The organism is Acidobacteriota bacterium, from assembly GCA_038040445.1.
GTDB lineage: Bacteria > Acidobacteriota > Blastocatellia > UBA7656 > UBA7656 > Onstottus_A > Onstottus_A frigus.
Genome location: JBBPIG010000031.1, coordinates 1 through 24461, shown reverse-complemented (window position 1 = coordinate 24461; position 24461 = coordinate 1). Strand labels below are relative to the sequence as shown.

General features: G+C 59.0%; 14 protein-coding genes. 8 read left to right on the top strand and 6 right to left on the bottom strand.

The features are described from left to right. The first annotated feature begins 236 nt into the window (after positions 1-236). From AABO57_24870 to AABO57_24845, 6 genes are all read left to right on the top strand, one after another. Positions 237-710 (top strand): ATP synthase F0 subunit B, encoded by a 474-nt coding sequence (locus AABO57_24870; GenBank protein ID MEK6288965.1) that lies wholly within the window; start codon positions 237-239, stop codon positions 708-710. After that, entirely contained in the window at positions 707-1261 is a 555-nt protein-coding gene (locus AABO57_24865) for an ATP synthase F0 subunit B (protein MEK6288964.1), read from the top strand. Before AABO57_24870 ends, AABO57_24865 begins: the two co-directional genes overlap by 4 nt. Next, positions 1258-1812: an ATP synthase F1 subunit delta gene (gene atpH, locus AABO57_24860; protein ID MEK6288963.1), complete on the top strand. Its 555-nt coding sequence runs from the start codon at positions 1258-1260 to the stop codon at positions 1810-1812. Before AABO57_24865 ends, atpH begins: the two co-directional genes overlap by 4 nt. 43 nt (positions 1813-1855) lie before the next feature. Next, a complete protein-coding gene (atpA, locus tag AABO57_24855; protein MEK6288962.1) occupies positions 1856-3400 on the top strand; it encodes a F0F1 ATP synthase subunit alpha in 1545 nt (514 codons plus the stop codon). A 213-nt stretch (positions 3401-3613) separates the two neighbouring features. Next, positions 3614-4516, top strand: coding sequence for an ATP synthase F1 subunit gamma (gene atpG / locus AABO57_24850; GenBank protein MEK6288961.1), 903 nt, complete (start codon positions 3614-3616; stop codon positions 4514-4516). 153 nt (positions 4517-4669) lie between these two features. After that, positions 4670-5155: a VanZ family protein gene (locus tag AABO57_24845; protein ID MEK6288960.1), complete on the top strand. Its 486-nt coding sequence runs from the start codon at positions 4670-4672 to the stop codon at positions 5153-5155. Positions 5156-5296: 141 nt separating this feature from the next. Here the strand turns inward: AABO57_24845 and AABO57_24840 are convergent, their stop codons facing one another. The 5 genes from AABO57_24840 to glpX form a co-directional block, all read right to left on the bottom strand. Next, positions 5297-7459 carry a DUF4910 domain-containing protein gene (locus AABO57_24840; protein ID MEK6288959.1) on the bottom strand — a complete coding sequence of 721 codons (2163 nt, stop codon included), beginning with the start codon at positions 7457-7459 and terminating at the stop codon, positions 5297-5299. Between the two features lie 224 nt (positions 7460-7683). Then, positions 7684-8265 carry a Uma2 family endonuclease gene (locus AABO57_24835; protein MEK6288958.1) on the bottom strand — a complete coding sequence of 194 codons (582 nt, stop codon included), beginning with the start codon at positions 8263-8265 and terminating at the stop codon, positions 7684-7686. A gap of 138 nt (positions 8266-8403) precedes the next feature. Further along, positions 8404-10383, bottom strand: coding sequence for a glycosyltransferase (locus tag AABO57_24830; GenBank protein ID MEK6288957.1), 1980 nt, complete (start codon positions 10381-10383; stop codon positions 8404-8406). Between the two features lie 272 nt (positions 10384-10655). Continuing rightward, a complete protein-coding gene (locus AABO57_24825) occupies positions 10656-11267 on the bottom strand; it encodes a hypothetical protein (GenBank protein ID MEK6288956.1) in 612 nt (203 codons plus the stop codon). 101 nt (positions 11268-11368) lie between these two features. Beyond that, positions 11369-12400 (bottom strand): class II fructose-bisphosphatase, encoded by a 1032-nt coding sequence (gene glpX, locus AABO57_24820; protein ID MEK6288955.1) that lies wholly within the window; start codon positions 12398-12400, stop codon positions 11369-11371. A gap of 458 nt (positions 12401-12858) precedes the next feature. Here glpX and AABO57_24815 point away from each other — a divergent pair, with 458 nt between their 5' ends. Both AABO57_24815 and AABO57_24810 read left to right on the top strand, forming a co-directional pair. Beyond that, the gene (locus tag AABO57_24815) at positions 12859-17466 is read left to right on the top strand and encodes a lamin tail domain-containing protein (GenBank protein ID MEK6288954.1); all 4608 of its coding nucleotides are present in this window, start codon (positions 12859-12861) and stop codon (positions 17464-17466) included. A 479-nt stretch (positions 17467-17945) separates the two neighbouring features. Continuing rightward, positions 17946-19076, top strand: coding sequence for a YCF48-related protein (locus tag AABO57_24810; GenBank protein MEK6288953.1), 1131 nt, complete (start codon positions 17946-17948; stop codon positions 19074-19076). A gap of 199 nt (positions 19077-19275) precedes the next feature. On the opposite strand, the gene AABO57_24805 is transcribed toward AABO57_24810, so the two are convergent. Then, the gene (locus AABO57_24805; GenBank protein MEK6288952.1) at positions 19276-24447 is read right to left on the bottom strand and encodes a Calx-beta domain-containing protein; all 5172 of its coding nucleotides are present in this window, start codon (positions 24445-24447) and stop codon (positions 19276-19278) included. Positions 24448-24461 lie beyond the last annotated feature (14 nt).

The following is a 24461-nucleotide window of genomic DNA, read 5'->3' as shown; positions in this document are numbered from 1 at the left end:
TAGGTCAAAACTGAACCTCCATCGGCTGAAGCCCGATGGTATCCACGACACTCGGTCGCTCTGGCTTTCATCTGCACGCTTGTTACACTACCAATTGAGGCGGCGGCTGCAGACAGCCGTGTCGATCTAAGGTGCGCAAAAAGTGCCGTTTGCTTGACACTTTTTTTGTCGGCGTGTTAGCTTTCGTCGCTTGAACTCGATGTCGATTTTCTCACAAAGGAGTGTCTTTGGTTCCGATGACCCTAGCCTTCGCTGAAGGTGGCGGCAACATCATAAGCCCGGACGGCTCGCTCGTCTTCGTACTCGTCCTCTTCCTCATTTTCGTTTTTGTGCTGAACAGAATTCTGTTCAGACCCATAGGCCGAGTCCTGGACGAGAGGCAGACCTTGACCGAAGGCGCGGCCAACGAAGCGCGGGCGGCGAAGCGCAGTTATGAGGCGAGGCTCGCCGAATACGAGGCTACGATTAGACAGGCGCGCGCCGAAAGCTACAGGCAGTCGGAACAAGAGCGCGCCGTAGCGCTCGACAACCGCCGCCGTCTGATCGAAGAAGCGAAGCAGTTCGCTAACGAGGAGATCGGACGAGCCAAGAATGAGATCGAGCGCCAGGTCGCCGACGCACGCGCCGGGCTTGAGTCAGAATCTCTTCAGATCGCCGACCGGATATCGCGCACCGTGCTGGGGCGCACAGTGGGAGGTGGAGCCGATTGATAGTTAATCTATTCATCCGACCGGCTCTGTTTATGGCGGCTGAGCAGGCGGAAGCGACCGGGCTGTGGACCGATCCGAACCTTTGGAGGGTGATCAACCTTTTAATATTCGTCCTCTTTCTCGCTTACATCCTCCGCAAGAAAATTCGGATCGGCCAGGTCTTCGATAACCGCGCCGCTTCAATCGTTAAGGAACTCGAACAGGCCAAGCGCGACAAGCAAGAGGCGCACGAGCGGCTCGCGGAGCTTGAAGCCCGCCTTGGACGCCTGGATCAGGAAGTCGCCCAGATACGCGCGGAGACTGAAAGCGAGAGCGCTCGCCAGGCCGAGCGGATACGTCAGAGCGCGGACGCGGACGCGGAGAAGATTCGACAGACCTCCCAGCGCGAGATCGACGGCGCGATGAAAGCCGCCCGCACCGAGTTGCAAGCCTTCGTCGCCGATCAGTCTGTCGCGCTGGCTGAAGGCATTATTCGCCGCGAGATTCGACCCGAAGACAACACCCGTATGGTGAATAAGTTTATTGACGACCTGAGCGAGGTGGGCAAATGAGCGTGATCGCAGTCGCCCGTCGATACGCCGAAGCGCTCGCCGACGTCGCCACCGCGCGGAACCAGGTGGAGCAAATCGACAACGACGTGCGTGTGTTCGCCGAGATGATGAAGTCAAGCCGCGAGCTTCACGACCTATTCGCAAGCCCGATTGTTTCACAGTCCGACAAGCTGCGCGTGCTCGACGCGCTGCTTGCTCGCATGCGGCCCGATAGGGTGACAGCTAACCTGCTGCGCACGATGCTCAGTCATCATCGCTTGCACCATCTCGCCGAGGTGTACGAGCAGTTCCGCCGCGAAATAAACAAGCGCAAGGGCCTGATCATCGCCGAGGTGACCACCGCTGCCGAAGTCGGCCGCTCAGAGCAGGAAAAGTTGGGCAGGACACTTCAGCAGATGACCGGCAAGCAGGTCGAGTTTAGATTCAAGACTGATCCTTCGCTTATCGGCGGAGTGGTGACTCGCATTGGATCGGTCGTGTATGACGGCTCGGTGCGCACGCAGCTTCAGGAGATCAGGGAGCGTTTGAAACAAGGCGATAGTGCAATCTGAGATTCCCGGGAACGCACGCTTCCGGTCCCAGGGGGAGACAACGATGGAAGGAATCAGAGCAGACGAAATCAGCAAGATCATACGCCAGCAAATCGAGGGCTTCGACACAAGTCTCGAGATTAGCGAAGTAGGCACGGTGATTCAGACCGGCGACGGCATCGCGGAAATATACGGGCTGGAGCGGGTGATGGCCGGCGAGCTTCTAGAGCTGCCGCACGAGGTTGCCGGCATCGCGCTCAACCTCGAAGAAGACAAAGTCGGCGCGGTGTTGTTCGGCGATTACGAGAACATCAAGGAAGGCGACGAGGTCCGACGCACTAAGCGAATCATGTCCGTGCCCGTTGGCGAAGAAATAATCGGACGAGTAGTCGATCCGTTGGGCCGGCCGCTCGACGGACGCGGGCCTATCGACACCGGCGGAAAGTTCAGCGCGCTCGAACGCATCGCGCCGGGCGTGATGGACCGCCAGCCCGTTCGCGAGCCGATGCTCACGGGTCTGAAGGCGATTGACTCGATGGTGCCGATCGGCCGCGGCCAGCGCGAGCTGATCATTGGCGACCGCCAGACGGGCAAGACCGCCGTTGCCATCGACGCGATCATCAACTCAAAGGGCAAAGACCTGATCTGCATCTACGTCGCGATCGGTCAGAAAGAATCTACCGTAGCGCAGGTGAAGAAGACCCTCGAAGACTACGACGCGGATTCGTACACCGTGATTGTCGATGCGTCGGCTTCGAGTCCCGCGGCTATGCAATACATCGCGCCTTATGCCGGGTGCGCGATGGGGGAATTCTTCCGCGACCGGGGCCAGCACGTGCTGTGCGTCTACGACGATCTCTCGAAGCACGCGTGGGCCTATCGAGCGATTTCGCTTTTGTTGAAGCGCCCGCCCGGACGCGAAGCATATCCCGGCGACGTGTTTTATCTTCACTCGCGCCTGCTCGAACGCGCGGCGAAGCTATCGGATCAACTCGGCGGTGGAAGCCTGACGGCGCTGCCGATTATCGAGACTCAAGCCGGCGACATTTCGGCCTACATCCCGACAAACGTCATCTCCATAACCGACGGCCAGATATTTCTGGAGAGCGACCTGTTCCACCAGGGCGTTCGTCCGGCAATCAACGTCGGCAACTCTGTGAGCCGAGTCGGCGGATCGGCGCAGACAAAGGCGATGAAGCAGGTCGCCGGCACACTGCGTTTGGACCTTGCGCAATATCGCGACCTCGCCGCATTCGCGCAGTTCGGATCGGACCTCGACAAGGCGACGCAGGCGCAGCTCAGTCGCGGGCAGCGGCTTACTGAAATCCTCAAGCAGCCGCAGTTTACGCCGATGCCAGTCGAGCAGCAGGTGTTGATCATCTGGACCGCGACCAAAGGCCTGGTCGACGACATCGCGGTCGCGGACCTCAAGAAGTTCGAGCAGGGACTGCAGGCCTTCGTGGAGAACACGCACGGAAGTTTGCTCGAGAAGATCCGCGATCGGAAGAAGCTTGACGAGGAACTCGAGAACGAAATGCGCGCCGCTGTGACTGAGTTCAAGCAGCGCTTCACGTCAGAAGCAGCGACCGCAGCAGCGACGGCAGACTAAGAGACGGAGGCTTTCCGAGGGAGTGGGGAATTGAAAATTAGAAATTGAAAAATGAAAATTGAAAATTGAAGAACAAGCCGTCGACGGTCCGGGTCAATTTGCAATTTCTAATTTTCAATTTTCAATTTTCAATTCTTCGGTCGTTCATTGAGGATTTGGGATCGGCAGCTATGGTTTTTAATACTGCTTCACCAGAACCGGAGTTTTGATCTTATGGCAAACCTGCAGGATCTTCGCAGACGAGTTCGCTCGGTCCGCAACATGCAGAAAATCACCAAGGCCATGAAGATGGTGGCCGCGGCCCGGTTGCGCCGCGCGCAGGAGCGCGTGGTCGCCGCGCGTCCCTACGCCAGCACGATGATGCGTGTGCTGGGAAGGCTTGCTGAACGCGCGGGCGATTTTCATCATCCGCTGCTCGATCAGCGCGGCGATGAACACATCGTGCTTGCGCTGGTGACCGCGGATAAGGGACTGTGCGGAGGCTTCAACACCAACCTGATCAAAGCTGCTCAGCATTTCATTCGCGAGCATCCCGGCAAGAAGGTAGAGATTGTCACAATCGGCCGCAAGGGCCGCGATTTCTTTCGCCGGCGCCCGGTGAAGATTTTGGGCGAGTATATAAACGTGACCGCGCGCGCGGTGGATCATGAAGAGGCCGCTGCCATCGCGCGCGAGTTGATGCGGATGTTCACGGCCGAGGACTCGACCATCGACAAGGTGTTCTTGATCTACAACGAGTTCAAGTCGGTGATGTCGCAGAGCGTAACCACAAGACAGCTTCTGCCGGTTGGCGCGGAAGCTCTGGGCGGAAAGCCGGCCGCTGAAACACATCCCACAGGTGAAGGCGAAGTCCTGGTTGATTACATCTACGAGCAGCCGCCTGCGCAGATATTCGGGGACCTGCTTCCCCGCTACGTTGAGACGCAGCTCTTCTACGCGCTGTTGGAATCGGTGGCAAGCGAACACGGCGCGCGAATGACCGCAATGGATTCGGCATCGAAAAACGCCGGCGAAGTCATTGAAACGCTCACCCTGAATATGAACCGTGTGAGGCAGGCCTCGATCACTCGCGAGATCATCGAGGTCGTGTCGGGCGCCCGCGCGCTTGAAGGCTGAAGCAAGGCAGAAGAAGTAGCGCAGACTTTAGTTGGTGTCCGGTGACTCAGATGCCGAGCAAACACCGGACACAGACTAAAAAGTCTGCGCTACTTCTTTTGTTCTTGGGCGCTCATCCGGATGTTTTGTTAGTATCACCGCGAAATGGGCGAAATGGATCAGAGGATAGACACCGCGCGAGCCGCGATCCTTACTCGCTTGATCTGGTACTGGCTGCCGGTCGCGATGATGCTCGGGGCTATGTACTACTTTTCAACTGACACTTTTTCTGACGACAACTCGCTCGGTGTAGTTGAGAAGATGTTCCTCTCGTTCTTCCCTCATGCGAGCGAATACATGATGGAGGTGCTGAACTACGTCGTTCGCAAGTCAGCACACTTGACCGAATACGCGATACTGGGAGCGCTCCTGTTCCGGGCATTTCGCGCAGGTCGCCCAATGCGCTGGCGCTTAAAGTGGGCTGTATACTCTTTTCTCTCCGTCGCGTCGTGGGCGCTGCTCGACGAGCTTCATCAGACCTTCACGCGAACACGAAGCGGCTCGATCTGGGACTTCCTTCTTGATTCCACCGGAGGGCTGTTCTCACTGGCAGTTATCGCGCTGTATTCCATCAAGCATCCGACTCCGCGTTCATCATAAACTCGCCGCTCAACGCTCAGTCCAGATCCGGTTTGGAAGCGGTTTTCGAAGGTAGTCTCGCGCCGGAGCACGAGGGGGTAGGAATGATCATCTAGTTAGAGAAGAGTTTGATCGCTCGGCAAGCTCAGCTTCCTAGCTGCTTCATCCTTGCATCCGGAGCACCCCGATTTTCTCGAGCAGTTTCAGGTAGTCGGCCACGTCCTCGATGGCGATCGGGCCGTAGGCGGCCGCGATGTAATCGCGAATAGCCTGTACGCTACGCTTGCCGTCAACCAGATTGAGTATCTCGTAGAGCAGTATTTCCCCGTTGGGCATTGCGCCAATTCGCTCGACCGCGCGCAAGTCGCCGTTCGCGCGGTCGGCGATATAGTCGTAGTAGTAAACGTTCATGGGGCCGATCACTTTTCGCACCGGCACGCGCTTGAAGTCGGCGCCAATCGAGCGCGGACGCGAGGCGTCTTTCGGATTGCGCGGCTTCGCCTCTTTCGACGGCTCTTTCTCCTCGAGCGTGAACGTGATCCGGTTGCCCTTTCTCTGCTCTGTGAGCTTGCCGGTCATCAGCAACCACGCGCCGCTCAGTTGATCGACGAGTCCCTCGACCACGGTCTGGAGGTTCTTGTCATTGGGCGCAAACTCGAGCACGGAGGAAATTGCCTCGGCCTCGCTTTCGACCGAGTGAGCGATAATGCTGCGCGCTTCGTCGGCGGCGTCTTGAGTGGCGGCCGCTTCAACCGCGCGCGCCTTCTCTTTCTCTGCGGGAACGCGGGCAAGCGCGCGCCCGAAGACTTCTTCCGCGAGCCGGGCCGCTTCACGCGAGCCCGCTCGCGCAAGGAAGTAGCCTGACGCAGCCGCGATGAACGCCGAGCGTTTCATCTTCGTCGGATCGATGTTAGCCGGCGTGTCGTTGTTGGTGTGTATGAAAACATCCGGCCAGTCGCGCAAGTAGATCGCCGGTATTCGGAAAGAACCCTCCTGGTAGACGTCGTGGTCCGAGCCCATCGCGAAGGGAGTGATGTCGGCAACAAGGCTGTCTTTGGATCCTTCGGGCGAAACCAGCGCATCCTCGGAGCCGCCTCCGGAAGCCGCTTTCAAGGCGCCGGCGATCGCATACTCGGCGAACGCGGCGGCCACCGCGTTCACGCAGCTTGGGAGCGACGCGGGCGTGTGTGTCACGTGCAGGACGGACTTTGTGATCGCATAATTGCCGCCCACCATATCGCAGTGAACCGCGGCTTTCATGCGCTTCACTATTTCCGGGTGCTCGGCGAAGTAAGCCAGGGTGCCGTTGATCTCCGGTGGCCAAATGAACCTGATGGTGCGGCGCGGCCGCTCGAGCTCGCCGCGCCGAATCAGCGAGGTCAGAGCGCGAGCGACTTCCAGTATCGCCGCGGCGCCCGATGCATTGTCATTAGCGCCGGGCTTCTGATGGCAGAGGTGGCAGGAGAAAACAATCTCTTCGCCAGCGAGGTCGGAGCCGGGGATCACCGCGCTGACGACTTCGTAGTTGCCCGGCTTTATCTCGGCTTTGACGATCGCTCGAAGCGTGATCTGTTCGCCGCGCGCCAGACGCGCCTGGAACTCGCGCGCGCGACGCAGCGAAATCATGAACGCGAATTTGTTGTCGGCGTTGTAAGGCGAGAGGTGCCCCCAGCGCACATTATCGACGTAATCGCCCGACCAGCCTGTGACCTGATTCTGTTGATAGCTGAGCACGCCGGCGGCGCCGCGCTCGTCGCAAGCCATCTTGTGAACTGCGGCGACTCCTCCGCCGGCGAGCACGACGCGGCCTTTGACTTCTTTACCTTCGTAATCCTTCGGTGACGTGCCCGCGCCAACGTCAATGAGCGGCCCGGTGACGTCCGCGCTCTGCGAGTAATCGGCGAGTGCGACTCGCATCTCGTCCCAGTCGGCGACCTTCGACTTGCGCGGTTCGACTTCCCACAGCTCGGCGCGCTCGGCTTCCCAGCCGGGAGTTGATTTGAGCGTGTAGTAAGTCTTCTGCCCATCGGCAGGAAATCGTTCGATCTGAACTTGATCGAGACCGTATTCCTTGGCCTTCCCTGCGATGAACTCAGCGGCCCGCGAGAAGCCCGAAGACGCTTGGACGCGATGATACCGCGACAGTTCGATCACCGTGTCCTTGGCGATCGAGCCGTTGATCTCAGCCCCGAGAGCGGCGACTTCTTTGTCCGGGAGAAGCGTGGTCTTGGAATACTGAGCAACGCGTGACTGCCCGGCAACCGGCCGGGCACTGGCTTGAACAAGAACCATCGATAGGATGAGGGCAGCAGCGGTCTTTTCCATTATGAGAGCCTCGTTTAGATTGCGCGAACACAAGATCAGGATTCTACCTCATAGGCCGTGCCGGTGTGCAAACCTTTGATCCGTGTGCTGATGTGACCGTCGAGCGAACGATTTCCCGAACTCGGCTTAGATCTGACTGCGTCGCGGTTCGACCAATCCAGCGCCGTGACGATGCCCGTCGATTGTGTTTTTGAAACTTCCTCGTGGTTGCCTGAGAGTTTAATCTAACGAGTTCTCGGAAAGTCGATCTTGTCGTAGATTTCGGATAACGGCAGTGAACAGGGCACTGACTTTAGTCGGATCGTATCGTCCAAGCTGTTGGTTTCATAGAGGACCCAACTCCTGTCTAGTTGCCGGACGTAATGCTCGACGTGAGGCCTGTCCTGCGCAATCAGCAGGTACTCCGCGAACGATTCGATCGTGCGGTACTGCTCAAACTTTCCGCCCCGGTCGTAGTCCTTGGTTGAATCGGAAAGCACCTCGATGATCAAGACTGGATTCAACAATGTGTCTTTCTGCTGGTCGCTGAACTCAGGCGGTTCGCAGACCACGACAACATCGGGATAGGTGTACAGCCCGGTTGGATCTACGTTTACTCGAAGGTCCGCGGAGAATACCCTGCAAGAGCCCTGCTTCAACTGTGAGCCAAGCTCGACTACTAAGTTGGTGACGATCCCGACGTGCTGTGGACTCGCGCCGCCCATCGCGAAGATTTCACCGTTGAAGTACTCGTGTTTCGTCTCACTGCTTCGCTCAAGAGCGAGGTATTCTTCCGGGGTGTAGCGCGTTTTCGGATTAGAGGCCATCACAGCTCTCCTATCGATCGGATTCCAGTCTAGCATACCATCGTCTGCTGAGAGCGCTCATTAGTGTCGCAAGAGGCAAAAACAAAAGAAAACAGTGAAGATCAGAATCGGCGACGCGAGTCCGGCTGACACGGCGGGCTATTTGCCGCGGAGGCTCATTCGTGCCTGGGTGACAGCCAGCGCCACCGCGTACGCGTACCCACAAAAGTAAATAAGCAGGAATGGAATCGTCCCGAATGTGTTGCTATCGATCGCGTACCAGATCGTGAACGCGAAGTAGATGGCGAACAGCAGTTCCAGGATCGGGAACGAAAAGCCTCGCTTGACGTAGCTCTTCGGCGCCCACGAGTCGCCCGTTTTCTCAATGCGGTATTTGGGCGTGCGCACGAAACCTGACTTCATCCCCAGCAGCGCTTCAAGCACCGCCCGGGCGTTGGAGAACGTTAGCGCGATGCCCATGCTCATCACGAACGGAATGTACTTGATTGATTTCTTCCAGGTGTCAGGGTGCAGATAGCGCTGGGTCACCACGTAGTAGACGATCACCGACACCGTCGAGAACGTGAGAATCGGCACATCCAGCGCGAACAGATGAAACAGTCCCTGGTTGTAACGCACTATGAGTATCGGAAGGTTGATCAGCGCGAGCGCGATGACCAGCGGCGCGGCGAGGTTTCCGGTCAGCCGGAAGAACTGCTCGAGTTTCACGCGCGCCGAGAGACGCGGGTCATGCCACATCCGTCGAAACAGTTTTATCCCGACCTGAACGACGCCCTTGGCCCATCGTCGCTGCTGCGACTTGAAAGCGTTCATCTCAACCGGCAGCTCGGCGGGCACATCGTCGTCAGCCAGATAGACAAAGTGCCAACCCATCAATTGCGCGCGATACGAGAGGTCGGTGTCTTCGGCAAGCGTGTCGTGTTGCCAGCCGCCTGACCACTCGATCGCTTCGCGCCGCCACATCCCCGCCGTGCCGTTGAAGTTAAAGAACCCGCCGCATCGATTACGCGCTACTTGCTCGATCACGAAGTGCCCGTCCAGCATGATCGCCTGCACCTTCGTCAACAGCGAGTAGTTCTCGTTGATGTGACTCCATCGCATCTGCACCATTCCGACGCGCTCGTCGGTGAAGTAGTCGATGAGGCGCCGGATGCAATCGGGCCGCGGCACGAAATCGGCGTCGAAGATCAGGAAGAACTCGCCCGAAGATTTCTTGAGCCCCGCTTCCAGTGCGCCGGCTTTGAAGCCCTCGCGGGCCGCGCGATGGTGATAGACGATGTCAAAGCCCTGCTCGAAGTACTTGTTCACCACCGCCGAAGCGATCCGCTGAGTGTCATCAGTCGAATCGTCCAGCACTTGAATCTCGAGCAGCTCGCGCGGGTATTCCAGCTTGACTACCGCATCGATCAAGCGCTCGGCGACATACATCTCGTTGAACAGCGGCAACTGCACGGTGACTCGAGGCAGACGGCCCGGAGCGAACTTGGATTTCGGCTGCGGGCGATGCTTATGGTAGCGAAGGAACAAATACACAAGGCGGTAGCGATAGAAACCATAAACAGAGAGCAGCCCCAGGATGCCGAAGTAGACCCACATGAAATAAATGTCCAGCGTGTCGTTGACGTTCAGGTAGCTGATGTTGCCTGCCGGATAGCGCCCGCCTTGAGGCTCGGACGAAGCAATAGACTTGTCGACTGCCACGTTGCCCGTCTCGATCAACGGAAACGCAAGCAGCTCGACTTCAGTGGTCTCGCCGGCTTCGACCACTGCCGAGCCGAGGATGCGATCCTCGCCCGGACATGCCGAGGCAAGTACGTAGCGGCCCGGTTCGAGGTTGTCGAACGAGAAGCTGGCAATCCCGTCGGTTATCAATCGAAGCTGGCGCAGGCTATCAAACCCATCGCGACTATCGGAGGAGGAGTCCACACCGGCGCGGGAGGTTGTTTGGTATTCCGTACCCGTGGCGTTGTTGCGCGCTCGGACAGTCAAGCCCACCATAGCATAGCCGCGCTTTTCAATTATCGTTCCTCGTATCGAGGCCTGATTTTCTGCGCGAGCCGGCCCCGCCAAAACGCATAAGACAATCCCGAGCAGGGTCGTTGTGGATAGCTTGGTCATTGAATTCCTATGAAGACGGTCTGGACTGCTAAACGGTTATCGTTAAAAAATTGTAAGCGCAACCAAGCGGAGAGTATAGGTGGCGCGGGGTACTCATTTCAAGACAGAGAAGAGGCGGGAATTGAGAATTGAAAATTGAAAAATGAAAATTGAAACCCCAAGAACACGCTTCAAGCTTGTGGCGTCAATTTGCAATTTTCATTTTGCAATTTTCAATTCTCAATACTGTTTCACCAGAACCGGAGTTTTGATCTTATGCCAGCACTTTATGGTCAGTACGAGGGTGGCTCACTGCCCCCGTAGGGCGCCGCGCCAGGAGGATGGGTTTCGCCGGGAGGTGGGCCCGGCGGCGCATAGCCCGGCGGGAACCCCGCGCTCGAAGGTGGCGCTTGAGGCGGATACTGCTGACCCTTCCGTTTTTCGAACATCGCCACGCCGATCACCCCTCCCAGCGCTGCGACGCTGACCCCAACAATCGCGAAGATGAGCCAGATCCCCAGAGAGATCAACACCGGATGGCTCTGCATAATTGAGACGACCTGGCTCACCATTTCCCGGCTTGCCGCGTCGGAGGCAGCGTCGGCCCTCTGTTGTACTTGGGCGACGATGGCGTTCCACTGGAGCAAGCTGAGCGGAACAGCTATCACCAGGTAGATAAACGAGCCGACAACGCCGGCCAGTGCGCCCGCTACCGCTCCGTCACCCTTGGCGATGGGCAACACCGGGGAACGCTTGATCAGCAAGTACGCCGAAAGCGCTCCGCCGACAATTCCCCACCCGCAGCAACAGAGATTTCCGTAGGAGAGACCCGGTATGACCGCGCCGAGGCCGAGCACGAGGCCGCCGAGCAGCGCGGGCTGAAGCTTCGAGGGTTTTTGCACCATAGTTGGTGGTCAGTAGTCCGTAGTCCGTAGCCCGTAGCCCGTAGCCCGGAGCTACGGAGCTACGGAGCTACGGACCACGGACTATGCAGGACTATGCGGGACTAAAACCTGACAACAGTATCCGGGCCGCCTTCGATGTGAACGGTGTCGATGAAGCGCACACGCTTTGTGCGCTCGGTTGCCATGATGATCGAAGACGTGCGGATGCCTGTCCCGAAGAAGCGGACTCCGCGAAGTATCGTTCCATCGGTCACCCCCGTGGCAGCGAAGATGATCTTCTTGCCGGGCGCGAGGTCGTCGGTGTCGTAGATACGGCCCGGGTCGCTGATTCCCATCTCCTTCATTCGCTCGACGGCGCCTTCGGCAATCCGGTTGCGGTCTTCGATGTCCTCGAGTTGCTCCTTCAACACGAACCGCGCCAGGATCTGGCCGTTCAAACATTTCATCGCCGCGGCGGTCAACACGCCCTCCGGCGCGCCGCCGGTGCCCATCACCGCGTGAATCCCCGAACCCCCTACCGCAGCGGAAATGCCTGCTGAAAGGTCGCCATCAGAAATCAGCTTGATGCGCGCGCCCGCCTCGCGTATTTCGGCGATCAGCCGTTGGTGACGAGGCCTCTCGAGAACTATAACCACCAGGTCTTCTATGTCGCGGTTGAGCCGCCGCGCAATGCTGCGAAGATTGTCCTTGACCGGCGCATCGAGATCGACCGCGCCTTTAGATGACGGGCCGACGATCAGCTTCTGCATGTACAGATCAGGCGCGCGCAGCAGCCCTCCCTTTTCGGAGCAGGCCATCACGGCGATGGCGTTGGACGAACCCGTCGCGCACAGGTTGGTGCCTTCGAGCGGATCAACCGCGATATCGACTTCGGGAAAGAGCTCGACGTCCTCGACGTCGGGTTTATGGCCGAGCCCTACCTTCTCTCCGATGTACAGCATCGGCGCTGCGTCGCGCTCGCCCTCACCGATGACGATCTCGCCTCGCATCGGCACGGTGTCCATGATCTCGCGCATGGCTTCGACCGCGACGTGATCTGAGTACTTGCGGTCGCCCTGGCCCATGGTCTTAGCCGAAGCGATGCCTGCCGCTTCGACGACGCGCAAGAAGTCGAGTCCCAGCTCGTGCTCCATTTTCCGATCTTTCATAGAACTCCTCCGGCATCATTGCGAAATGTGCTCATCAAAACGAGAGTTTTCTCTTGAAGGGATTTGATATTGATTCCACTATCGCGCTTCAATCTGCTGAATTCGCAAGCGTTCATTCTTTGTGAGTAACGACGAAGTGTCCACCCGCAAGAATTGGTAAGGCTCGCTCTCAAACGGACTCGCATTCTATCACAAACGGCGGAGAAGTTTTTCAACGTTCTGACACGAAGGCGCGCATGGTGCCACGCCGTACAAGGTGGCGACCGCCAGAATGCTAACGTCTATCGCGTTACGCGGAATATATTTGCTAATTGCAGAATATAATTTGCGCTGTAGCCTTCAGTGGTGTAGCATCGCTGCCACTGGGTATCTCCGAAGGCCGATCTCGGGGCATTATCATCTGATTCGACTATAAGCATAAAAAGACTTGATGGAGCGGGGTGATGTTGATGAGAAAATTCATCTCGACGCTGTGCGTATTCTTTTTGACAACGGGTGTTCTATTCTCCGTGCTTGCTTCGCGGAAGCCTCAGGGTCTTTCACCTGCCGCGAAGCTGACACCTCAGGTTGTCACACTTATCATCAATGAGTATCTCGCCGACCCGGCGGCCGGCGCAGCGGGCGACGCGAACGGAGACGGTACATCAAACACCACGCAAGACGAGTTCGTTGAGTTGGTCAACAGCGGAGCCGTGCCGCTAGACATCAGCGGGTTCACCGTCAGCGACGCTTTACAGGTGCGGTTCACGGTTCCCGCGGGCAAAATCATTCCTCCGGGTGAGGCGGCCGTCGTTTTTGGCGGCGGCACTCCGGCGGGGACGTTTGGTAACGCGGCGGCGAACGGGCTTGTGTTTTCAGCCGGCGGGGCGGGATTGTCGCTAAACAACGCCGGCGACACTATCACAGTCAAGGACAGCAGCAGCTCGGTCGTAGTTACGCTAACCTACGGTTCATCTGAAGGGAACGCGGATCAGTCCATCACCCGGAGCCCGGACATCGCCGGCGGTTTCACCACCCATTCGTCGGCGGCTGGTAGTGGCGGCGCCCTCTTTTCACCCGGCAAGCGCGTCAACGGCAGCCCGTTCACGACCACCGACCCGGTGATTGCTTCGGTCGCGCCCGATGTGGCAGTCGTAGCCGGCGGCAATACTCCAATCACGGTCACCGGCAGCAATTTTCAAGCGGCCTCGCACGTTCGCGTGGACGGCTCCATGATCGACACGAGCTTCGGGACCGCGATGACGCTGGACGCCACGATCCCCGCCTCGGTCATCAACATGCCCGGCGCGCACGCCGTCACAGTCGAGAATCCGGGCCCGGTCATTTCCAACAGCGTGACTTTCACGGTACTGCCGGCCATCGGCATCAACGAGTACCTGGCCGACCCACCCGGCAGCTCGCCGGGTGATCTCATCGGGGACGCCAACGGCGACGGCACGCGCGATTCGTCGCAGGATGAATTCGTCGAAGTCATCAATCGCACAAGCACGCCCGTCAACGTCGGCGGCTATACTATCAGCGACGCCGACAGCGTGCGCTTTACGTTTCCGCCGGGTACGATTATTTCGGCCGGCGAGGTCGCGGTCGTCTTCGGCGGCGGCACGCCAACCGGCGATTTCGGCAACGCGCACGCGAATAACCTGGTGTTCACCGCCGCGCTGTCGCTCAACAATGCCGGCGACACCATCACACTAAAAGACAACCTCAACAGCACGGTTGAGTCCCTCACGTATGGTTCCACGCAAGGCAATGCCGATCAGTCCATCACCCGAAGCCCGGACATCACCGGCGGCTTCGTGAACCACTCGACGGCAACCGGCAGCGGCGGCAGGCTCTTTTCTCCAGGCACGCGCGTCGACGGAAGCACGTTCACCGCGCCTAACCCGGTAATCAACTCGATCTCGCCGAGTGCAGCCATTGTCGGCAGCGGCGATGTACCGATAACGGTGACCGGCAGTCATTTTCAAGCGGCCTCGGTGGTTCGAGTTGACGGCTCACCCGTCGACACGAGCTTCGGGGGCGCGATGACGTTGAACGCCACGATCCCCGAGTCGGTCACCAACGTCCCGGACGCGCACGCGGTCACAGTCGAGAACCCGGGACCGGTCATTTCCAACAGCGTGACATTCAAGGTGCTTGCGGCTATCGGTATCAACGAGTATCTGGCCGACCCTCCCGGCAGCGCGCCGGGTGATCTCATCGGGGATGCCAACGGCGACGGCACGCGGGATTCGTCGCAGGATGAATTCGTTGAAGTCATCAATCGCACAAACATACCGGTCAACGTCGGAGGCTATACCCTCAGCGATGCCGACAACCTGCGCTTCACATTCCCGGCGGGTACGATTATTCCGGCCAGCGAGGCCGCCGTGATCTTCGGCGGCGGCACGCCGATGGGCGAATTCGGTAACGCGTTGTTCAACGGACTGGTGTTCACCGCCGCGCTGTCGCTCAACAACGGCGGCGACACTATAACCATAAAGGACCCGTCGGCGGTGGTGATCGAGTCGGTGACGTACGGCACAACAGAAGGCAACGCCAACCAATCTATCAATCGCGACCCGGATCTGTCAGGGATAGCATTCGCGACGCACTCGAGTATCGCTGGAAGCGGCGGTCGTTTGTTCTCGCCCGGCGCCCGGGTCAACGCCGCGCCGTTCACTTCAGGACCGCGCATCACTTCAATTGATCCCGACAGCGCGAAGCAAGGTGACCCGCCGTTTGATATGGCCGTTGCAGGCAGCGGTTTCGACGGAGCATCGCAAGTCTTTATTGACGGACAGTCCGTGGCGACGATGTTCATCAGCTCGGATCAACTTTCGGGCCACGTGCCTGCAAACATCCTCGCCGCAAGCGGGCCTCATCAGGTACAGGTGCGCAATGAGGGAGGCAATCGGTCGAACCCGGTCACGCTTACGATCATCCCTCCACCTCCAATCCTGGAGTCGCTTTTACCGAGTTCCGTCATTGTCGGTAGCGGGCAGTTCCAACTGTTCTTGACGGGTCTGAACTTCGATTCCTTAGCGGCCGCGTTGGTCGAAGGAACACCGGTCGCGACGACATTCATTAGCTCGAACGTCTTGAGAGCCACGGTGCCCGCCACCTTCACCGCGACGCTCGGAGCGCACCTGATCGTTGTGCGCAACAGTGACGGCAGAGAATCGAACGCGGCGATATTCAACGTGATTGCGCCCACGACGGTCATCACTTCGATATCACCTGCGACCGCTATCGCAGGCGGGCCGAGTCTTGAGCTGGCGGTCAAGGGAGCCAACTTCAAGAGCAACGCCAAGGTGTTCTTCGATCAAACGGAGCTGGTGACCACATTAGTCTCGAGCTCCGAGTTGTCGGCGAATGTGCCGGCATCGCTGATCTCGGGGGTCGGTATCCATGGAATCGCAGTTCAGAATCCCGATGAGACGCGCTCGAACGAAACGGTCTTTCAAGTCCTTCCCGACCCCCCTTTGATAGGATCGATCGAGCCAGCCGGCGTTATTGCAGGAAGCGGTGATGTGACGGTAACGATCAGCGGCCTGAAGTTTCAGCGTGGAGCGGTAGTCCGCATTGTGGAAGGCCTGCGACGCGGAGCAGCGCTCGACACGACGTTCATCAGTAGCGAGCGGCTGCAAGCGAGAGTTCCGGACGCGCTGACTCGGAACCCTGGGACTGTCTCGCTCGGCGTTGAGAATCCCGACTTCGGATTCTCAAATGTCGTCGCGCTGAAGGTACTAATAAAGGACCCGCTGGTCATTAACGAATATCTCGCCGATCCTCCCGAAGGTGCGGCTGGTGATGCCAACGGCGACGGCACGCGCAGCTCATCTTCGGACGAGTTCGTCGAGATATTGAACCGCTCCGGCGACCCATTGGATATATCCGGTTTCAAGCTATTCGATGCCGACGCCGTTCGGCATGTGTTTCCGCCCGGCACACTGCTGCCGCCGTTTGAAGCCGCGGTCGTCTTTGGCGGCGGAACGCCAACGGGTGCTTTCGGCAACGCGGCGGACAATCACCTGGTATTCAAGGCCTCGACCGGAGGGCTGTCACTCAACAATGGCGGCGATACGATCGTTCTTCAAGACGCGCAGGGACGCATTGTACAGGAGATCAAGGTCAGCGCTGCCGAAGGCGGCGCAGGACAATCTATCAATCGCGATCCGGACGGGGACGGCTCAACGTTCGCGATTCACACGATTGTGGCTGCTGATGCGAGCCGCCTGTTTTCCCCGGGCACGAAGGCTGCAGGGCAGACGTTCACGATCAAGCCGCGCATTGGCAGCTTAACGCCTGGGTCGATTCGTGTCGGCTCGCAGCAGTTTGCGCTCACGGTTTCAGGCAGCAATTTCTTGCCGGGCGCCGTTGTCTTGTTTGGCAACACGGCTCTGCCGACTGTTTATCGATCAGACGCGCTGCTCGAGGCGCAGGTCAGCGCGGCTCTTGTTACCGAGGCAGGCGCGGCCGATGTGCGAGTCAAAAATCCGAGGGGCGAGCTTTCAGGCAGCGTGCGGCTGTTGATCACCGACGACCCGCCGCGAGTTCTTCGAATCACTCCCGAGACGACCGGGACCGGCGCCGTCAATCTTGAAATCTCGATCGGGGGCGAACGCTTCCAGCGGGGCGCAGCGGTCCTTATACAAGGCGAAGCTGTGGAGACGAGATTCGTGTCTTCAACCGCGCTTGTTGCCATTGCGCCGAGCTCGTTCTTTGCGCGCGCAGCCGAGCTTCCGTTGGTAGTGGTGAACGCCGACGGCAATCGGTCTAATAGCTTGACGCTGACCGTCGAGAATGGTCCACTGATCACGCGACTGTCGCGTGGAAAGATAAGAGCGGGCGGCGGCGTCTTCGAGCTTACGGTTGGCGGCGTCGCGTTCAAGCCAGGCGTAGTCCTGTTCGTGAACGACATCGCGGTCAGCACCACCTACGCCGGCGATGCTTCGTTTACCGCTCGAATACCTGCCGAGATGACAAGCCAGCCGGCCGTGCTAATTCTTCAAGCGCGGCACCCGGACGGCGGCCGGTCCAACACGGCGAAGTTGAAAGTTGTTCAGTGAGTCGTTGAGTGATGTGTGATTCGAGACGGAATTCAGAGTTCAACTCTCGTTTGCCGTTTGCTAGAATGATTTGGATACGAAACGATAAGAGGAGTTAGATGTTGAGTCCCAATGTGGCCTTGATGTCGGGTGCGATCGCGATTCTAGCTCTGGTTGTATCAATCTTTGGTGCATCGTCGCTCAACCAACGGGCAACGGAACGGCTAGTGGATCAATTGGAGAAGCGTTTTGACCAAAGACTGGCTGCAATAGATCAGCGGCTTGAAAGGATCGAACGCCAGCTTGAAGCGGTCTTCAAGCCAATATTGCCACCTCGATAATTGCCTAACGGAAGGTCAGCCAGCCATTCTAACTAGTCCCCAGCGAGCTTCCCACTCCGCTTTCTCCCTCCCGACTTCGGTTTATACACCAACACCGCGATGATAGAATTTCGATGATTGATGAATCCTCGTCACCACAGGAGCCAAAAAGGAATCCGAATGCTCAAGCTGCGAATGCTCTCCCACCTTCTCGCCGCTGCGGTCATCTTCGGCGCGGGCTGCTCGACTTCGAAAGCGCCGGGCGTGTGGGTGGCTCAGGACACCGGCGCCGGCAATTCGTTTTATAGCGCGAACTTCGTCAACGAGAGCGTTGGCTGGCTCAACGGACAGAGCGGACGCAGCTACGAACCGCCCGAAGGCAATGAGAACGCTAACAAGGAAGGCAAACCAAAGAAGCCCGGTGCAAAAGTTGAAGACCCGCTCAAGGCCAATCAAGGCTTCGAGGTCCTTCAGACAACGGACGGCGGCCAGACCTGGCGAGCGATACCCGATCAGTTCAAGAACAAGATCCGATCAGTCTGGTTTGCCGATCCTCAACAGGGCTGGTCGCTGACAATAGATCGAAACATTCTCCACACAACCGACGGCGGTGCGAGCTGGACCCTTCAACGCAAGGCGGGAACGGTCATGCTCAAATTGCCAGGCAATCGCCGCGAGCCGGAGCTTGCACAGCCGGAGCAGATTGACCAGATCCGCTTCATCGATTCATCGCACGGATGGGCTTGGGGAGGCGGCCGCAAGGATGAGTTTGCCGAGCAGCCTGGCATCCTGCTTACTACTATCGATGGCGGCCGGAACTGGAACGAGATCGCTTACCCGTTCGATCAAACTACTTCTGCGGTATTTTTTCTGGACGCCGAGCACGGGTGGGCCAGCACGATGGGCGGCAGCTTCTACAAGACGGGCGACGGCGGGCTCAACTGGACCAGGGTTCAGACCAAGCTGCCCGAAGATGTATTCAGATCGATATTCTTCACGTCTCCAAATGACGGCTGGGTAGTTGGCCGCAGCGGACGCCTGGCCAGGACGAACGACGCCGGGCGCACCTGGAGAAAAATGTACGAGATCAAAGATCAGTTCAAGATGCACGACATCTTCTTCACCGATCGCGATCACGGATGGGCCGTCGGCGATGAGGGCGCGATTCTCTACACGCCGGATGCCGGTGAAAGCTGGGTCGATGTAGGCGGGCCGGTTCCGGGCAGGCTGATGGATGTGGTGTTCGTCAACACTCGCGTGGGTTGGGCAGTTGGGCTAAGCGGGGTAGTTCTGAAGTACGAACCAAAATAGTATGGCCCGGCTGGTTGGACCGGGCCATTCTGCGAATAGATTGATGTCTGGGCTACCTGAAGCTTCGCGTCCGCGGCGCGAACAGGATCGTTTACACCGAGGCTTCTGCTCGTCACACCCACGTGGCCTCGTCATCCAATAAGCTCAGATACCTCTCCTTTCGATCCAGCAACCTTCCAACCGTACAACCGGGCTCAAATCACGGACAGATGCAGGTATTGTTCGTAATGTCTCTGTCCACGATCGAACACTGAGTCGCCCCCACTTGTATATTCGCAGTCCCCCTGCGAGCCGCTCCGTCGACCTTGATTAGAACGCTGAGGTTTCCGCTTGTTTTCTGAATGGTCGCGATGCAGCCCTTCACCGTCCGCGTGCCGACGCCGCTCGCCACCAGTACTCCGCTGCAGCAGAATCGAAACTCGCCCGTCGTCGGGTTCACCAGGACAACGTTTCCGGGGTTCGAGTCGTCCTGTAGGCACAGACTGAACACCGTCACCGGGAAGCTGCACGTCGCGGTGTTGCCTGCCGTGTCCGTGGCCGTGCATGTTACCATCGTCGTGCCCGCCGGGAACATCGACCCAGACGGCGGAACGCAGGCTACGGTCGCATCAGGACAGTTGTCGCTTACTGCGGGACTCGCATAGGTCACCGTTCCCGCACTTGAGAACGGGCATGTGGCCGGAGCCGCAACGTTGATCGCCGACGGGCAGCCGTTTGTGAATGTCGGCGGCGTCGGGTCTACCGTGGTCGTAGTCGACTTGCTGTTGTTGCCAGGCGTAGGATCCAGAAGATCGGAACTCGCCGTTGCGGTGTTGGTTATCGTCGTTCCGTGAACCGTTCCGGCGTTCACCTTCACCACGATCTGGAACATCGCGGTCTCACCGTTGGCTACCGAGGCCTTCGAGAATACGATGTTCCCAGTGCCGCCCGCCGGTACTGCGTCGGTGCGACCCCAGCCCGGCGACGCTGTAGTTGCCGAAACGAGCGTGGTGTTCGCAGGCACCGCGTCAGTCACCTTGGCATTCAGGCCCGGCCCAGGCCCGTTGTTTCGGAAGCTGATCGAATAGGTGATGTCACCCCCCACGCATATCGGGTCGGGCGAATCGGTCTTGCTGACGATCTCCACGTCGGCCTGCGCAACGACCGAGGTGCATTCCGTCTTCGTATCATCCGAAGTGTTTACCCTGTTCTCGCCGGATGCGGTGACCGTGGCCGTGTCGCAGATCGTGTTCGTACCCGCCGCCGTACCGGCGCCAACCGTAAGCACTACCGTCAGCGTTGCCTCTGCATTAACGGCGAGCCCGCCAACGGTCCAGGTGTAGCTGACATTGGGAACAACGGGAGTGACCGTCGTTCCGGCGCTGCCGGTGATTGACACCAACGTCACGCCCGCGGGCAGCGTCAGGGTTTCGCTAAGCACCACGCCCGTCGCGGCGGTCAGCCCGATGTTTTTGACCTTAACCACGTAGGTCAGGTTGTTGGGACCTGATCCGGCCGCAACCGGGTCTGAGGACTCGGTCTTGGTCACCTGCAGATCAATGTCGTTATCTACAATTGTGACCGTATGAGCGGTCGGGCTGACGATGCTCGCTTGTCCGCCGGTGTTGTCAACCAGCGTGTTGAGCGCGAGATTTATCGTCTCGTTGCCCTCCGATAGCGAGTCGTTGACTATGCTTATCGAAACGTTCTTAGTCTGAGCAATGTCCCCGCTGTTGAAAGTCACCGTCTGCGGATTGGGACTGAAGGTATAATCGGTGCCGCCGTTGGTAGCTGTGCCCGTCAGCAGGTTTTGGACGTTGACCGAGACGCTGCGCTCGAGCATCGGCGTACCCGCGCCGTCAGCCGTGATCACCAGCGTCACCCCAACATTGTGAGGCGTCGTTTGCTCGGGTGCGTTGCTGGACGACAACGCGAATGCAACCGTCGCCGTGTCGTTATCGGTGATCGTACCGGTTACCGCTCCCGGCGTCCCGATGTCATAGTTCGGGCTTGCGCTCAAAGTCAGCGACACCGTCTCGCTGCCTTCCACCTTCACATCATTCACCGGCGTCAATGTTACCGCGGCCGTCGTATTGCCGTCTGGTATCACCACTGTGCCCGTGCTGCCGTCAAAGCTAGCCGCGCCCGTCTGCGTGTAGTCGTTGGTGAAGGTGGCTGTGCCGCCGATCGTGAAGCTCACGGTCAGCGCGCCCGTCGTGATCCCGCTCCGAGTAAACGTGTAGACCAGCGGGGTCGCGCCGTCTTCACCAACCGATGACGGCGAGATGCTCAAGGTCACATCGGTATCATCGTTTGTGATTGTCCCGGTCGCCGAATTGTTCGACACCGCGACGTTGTAGCCCGCGCCCGCCGCCACAGCGAGGATCACCGTCTCGTTTCCTTCGACATCGCTGTCCGCGACCGGCGTGATCGTCACTTGAGCGCTGCTGTTGCCGTCGGCTATGGTCACCGTTCCGTTAGGCGGCGTAAAGCTTGCCGCCCCGCTCTGCGTGTAGTCGGTAGTAAAAGTGGCCGTTCCGCCAATGGTGAAGTTCACCGAGATCGCGCCCGTCGTCACGCCCGTGCGGGTAAAGGTATAGACCATCGCCGTGCCGCTGTTTTCAGCGACCGACGCTGGAGCCACCGTTACACTAACATCGGTGTCGTCGTTGGTGATCGTGCCGGTGGCCACGCTTGGCGCGCCGATGTTGTAGCCGGCGCCGGCGGTCACTGTCAAAACCACGTCTTCGTTCGTCTCAACTGCGATATCTCCGACCGGCGTGACTATCACCTGCGCCATGGTGTTGCTTGCCCCAATCGTCACCGTCCCTGTCGGCGGCGTGAAGCTTGTCGATCCGCTCTCGGTGTAATCGGTCGTGAACGTCGCCGAGCCTGTCACAGAGAAATTCACCAACAGCGCGGCGGTCGTGTCGCCAGTGCGGGTGAAGGTGTAGGTCATGCTCGACCCGCTGTTTTCAGCCACCGACGTCGGCGACACAACCACGCTCACCGCCGTGTCGTCATCGAGAATCGTCCCGGTCGCTGAAGTAGGAGCAGTTGCGGTGTAGTTGGCGCCCGCTGTTATGCCTACTGCCACGGTTTCGTTTGGCTCGGGTGAAACGTCTGAGGTCGGGTCAACCGTGACATCGGCCGTTGTGTTGCTGCCGGTGAAGGTGACCGTTCCCGTGCCCAGCCCGCTGTTGAAGGTGACATTCGGCCCGACGATCACAGTGTAATCGGTCGCTGAGGCAGTGCTGCCTGCCACGCTGAAGTTGACAGTCAACGGTCCGCCCGTGAACCCGGAGCGGGTGAATGTGTAGGTGAGGTTCGTAGCGCCGTCTTCATTTACTGACAACGGCGACACCGCGACCGATACCGTAGCGTCGTCGTTGGTGATCGTACCGGTTGCTGAGTTGTTCGACGCGGCGATGTTGTAGCCTGTGCCTGCCGCCACGGCCAGGATCACAGTCTCGTCCGTCTCGACATCAGTATCGCCAACCGGCGTGATCGTCACGGTTGCGGTCGGGCTATTTAGCGCGAAGCTTACAGTGCCGTTTGGCGGCGTGAAGCTGTCCGCGCCCGTTTGCGTGTAATCGGTTGTGAATGTGGCGGTGCCGCCGATTGTGAAGTTCGCCGTCAACGTGCCGGTGGTGACTCCCGTGCGGGTGAAGGTGTAGACCAACGAGGTCCCGCTGTTCTCAGCGACCATCAAGGGCGCCACCGTCACTGATACTTCCGTGTCATCGTTGAGAATCGTCCCCGTTGCCGGGTTTGGCGGACCCGGAGCGTAACCGCTGCCCGCGGTCACCGTCAGCACTACCGTCTCATCCGGCTCGACCGTGCTATCAGCCGTGGGATCAATGGTCACCGCGGCGGAAGCTTGGCCAATCGGAATGGTTATCGTTCCCGTCGACGCGGTGAAGCTGTCAGCCCCACTCTGTGTGTAGTCGGTGCTGAAGGCCGCCGTGCCGCCGACTGAGAAGTTGACTAACAGAGCCGCGCTTGTGTCGCCGGTGCGAGTGAAGGTGTAGACCATGTTTGGCCCGGTGTCTTCCGCGGACGTCGTCGGCGATACCGCCACGCTCACTGCCGTGTCATCGTTGAGTATCGTCCCGGTCGCCGAAGTTGGAACCGCCGGGTTGTAACCGGTGCCGCTGGTTACCGTGAGAATCACAGTCTCGTCCGCTTCTCCCGTTGCGTCCGTAGTCGGATCGATCGTCACAGTCGCCGTAGTATTCGTTCCGGTGAACGTCACAGTCCCGGTTGTTGGAGTGAATGTCGCAGCTCCAGTCTGGGTGTAGTCACTTCCGGGACCCGCGATGAAGACCGCGGTGCCGCCGACTGAGAAGTTGATAGTCAAAGCCGCGCCGGTGAACCCGGTGCGTGTGAATGTGTAAACCAGATTTGTCGCTCCATCTTCGAGAACCGAAGCTGGAGACACGGCTACCGACACATCGGCGTCGTCATTCGTGATTGTGCCGGTCGCCACGCTCGGAGTGCCGACGGTATAACCCGTGCCTGCGGCCACCGTGAGCACTACTGTTTCATCGGACTCAACGGTTGTGTCGGCAGTCGGATCAACAGTCACGGTAGCGGTTGTATTTCCCGCTGCGAACGTCACGGTACCGCTCGATGCGGTGAAGGTCGCGGCTCCGGTCTGGGTGTAATCGGTGCTAAACGTTGCCGTGCCTCCCACGCTGAAGTTCACCGTCAGTGCGCCGGTCGTGATGCCCTGACGGGTGAATGTATAGACGAGATTCGTCGCGCTGTCCTCAGGCGTCGAGGTTGGTGATACGGCGACAGACACTTCGGTGTCGTCATTGGCGATCGTACCAGTGGCCGTTATGGCAGACGCTGGCGTTCCAGGTTCGTATCCGGTGCCCGCAATCACAGTCAGTATCACGGTCTCATCCGTCTCAAAAGCCGTGTCCGCAGTCGGGTCGATCGTGACCGTCGCGGAAGCCTGTCCGGCGGGAATCGTGACCGTGCCCGTTGACGCGGTAAACGTTGCTGCTCCGGTCTGGGTGTAGTCGGTGTTGAACGTAGCAGTCCCGCCGACCGTGAAGTTTACAGTGATCGCGGCGGTAGTCGAGCCCGTGCGGGTGAACGTGTAGACCAGGTTTCCGACTCCATCCTCGGGGGTCGAAGCAGGCGAGACTGCCACAGTCACGTCAGGAAGGTTGATCTGCGTGACTGTAGGGTTGGCAGCGCCAGCAACATCCGGGTCATCAGTCTGCACACTGATGCCGCCGTCTGCTGTGACCGTGCCCTGATTAGAGACCTGGGGTGAACCTCCGGTAAACGGATCGTTGACCGTCGCCGAGAACATGATGACGATCTTTTCTCCCGGCGGAATCGTGAACGGTCCGAGATTGACCGAGTCGGCAAACATAGGATTAGCCGCAG

Excerpts from the sequence above, each read along its gene's own strand:
- AABO57_24845 (MEK6288960.1), top strand. The coding sequence starts at position 4,670 with ATGGATCAGAGGATAGACACCGCGCGAGCCGCGATCCTTACTCGCTTG.
- atpA (MEK6288962.1), top strand. The coding sequence starts at position 1,856 with ATGGAAGGAATCAGAGCAGACGAAATCAGCAAGATCATACGCCAGCAA.
- glpX (MEK6288955.1), bottom strand. The coding sequence starts at position 12,400 with ATGGAGCACGAGCTGGGACTCGACTTCTTGCGCGTCGTCGAAGCGGCA.
- AABO57_24870 (MEK6288965.1), top strand. The coding sequence starts at position 237 with ATGACCCTAGCCTTCGCTGAAGGTGGCGGCAACATCATAAGCCCGGAC.
- AABO57_24830 (MEK6288957.1), bottom strand. The coding sequence starts at position 10,383 with ATGACCAAGCTATCCACAACGACCCTGCTCGGGATTGTCTTATGCGTT.
- AABO57_24810 (MEK6288953.1), top strand. The coding sequence starts at position 17,946 with ATGCTCAAGCTGCGAATGCTCTCCCACCTTCTCGCCGCTGCGGTCATC.
- atpG (MEK6288961.1), top strand. The coding sequence starts at position 3,614 with ATGGCAAACCTGCAGGATCTTCGCAGACGAGTTCGCTCGGTCCGCAAC.
- AABO57_24840 (MEK6288959.1), bottom strand. The coding sequence starts at position 7,459 with ATGGAAAAGACCGCTGCTGCCCTCATCCTATCGATGGTTCTTGTTCAA.
- AABO57_24825 (MEK6288956.1), bottom strand. The coding sequence starts at position 11,267 with ATGGTGCAAAAACCCTCGAAGCTTCAGCCCGCGCTGCTCGGCGGCCTC.
- AABO57_24835 (MEK6288958.1), bottom strand. The coding sequence starts at position 8,265 with ATGGCCTCTAATCCGAAAACGCGCTACACCCCGGAAGAATACCTCGCT.
- AABO57_24805 (MEK6288952.1), bottom strand. The coding sequence starts at position 24,447 with ATGTTTGCCGACTCGGTCAATCTCGGACCGTTCACGATTCCGCCGGGA.
- atpH (MEK6288963.1), top strand. The coding sequence starts at position 1,258 with ATGAGCGTGATCGCAGTCGCCCGTCGATACGCCGAAGCGCTCGCCGAC.
- AABO57_24815 (MEK6288954.1), top strand. The coding sequence starts at position 12,859 with ATGTTGATGAGAAAATTCATCTCGACGCTGTGCGTATTCTTTTTGACA.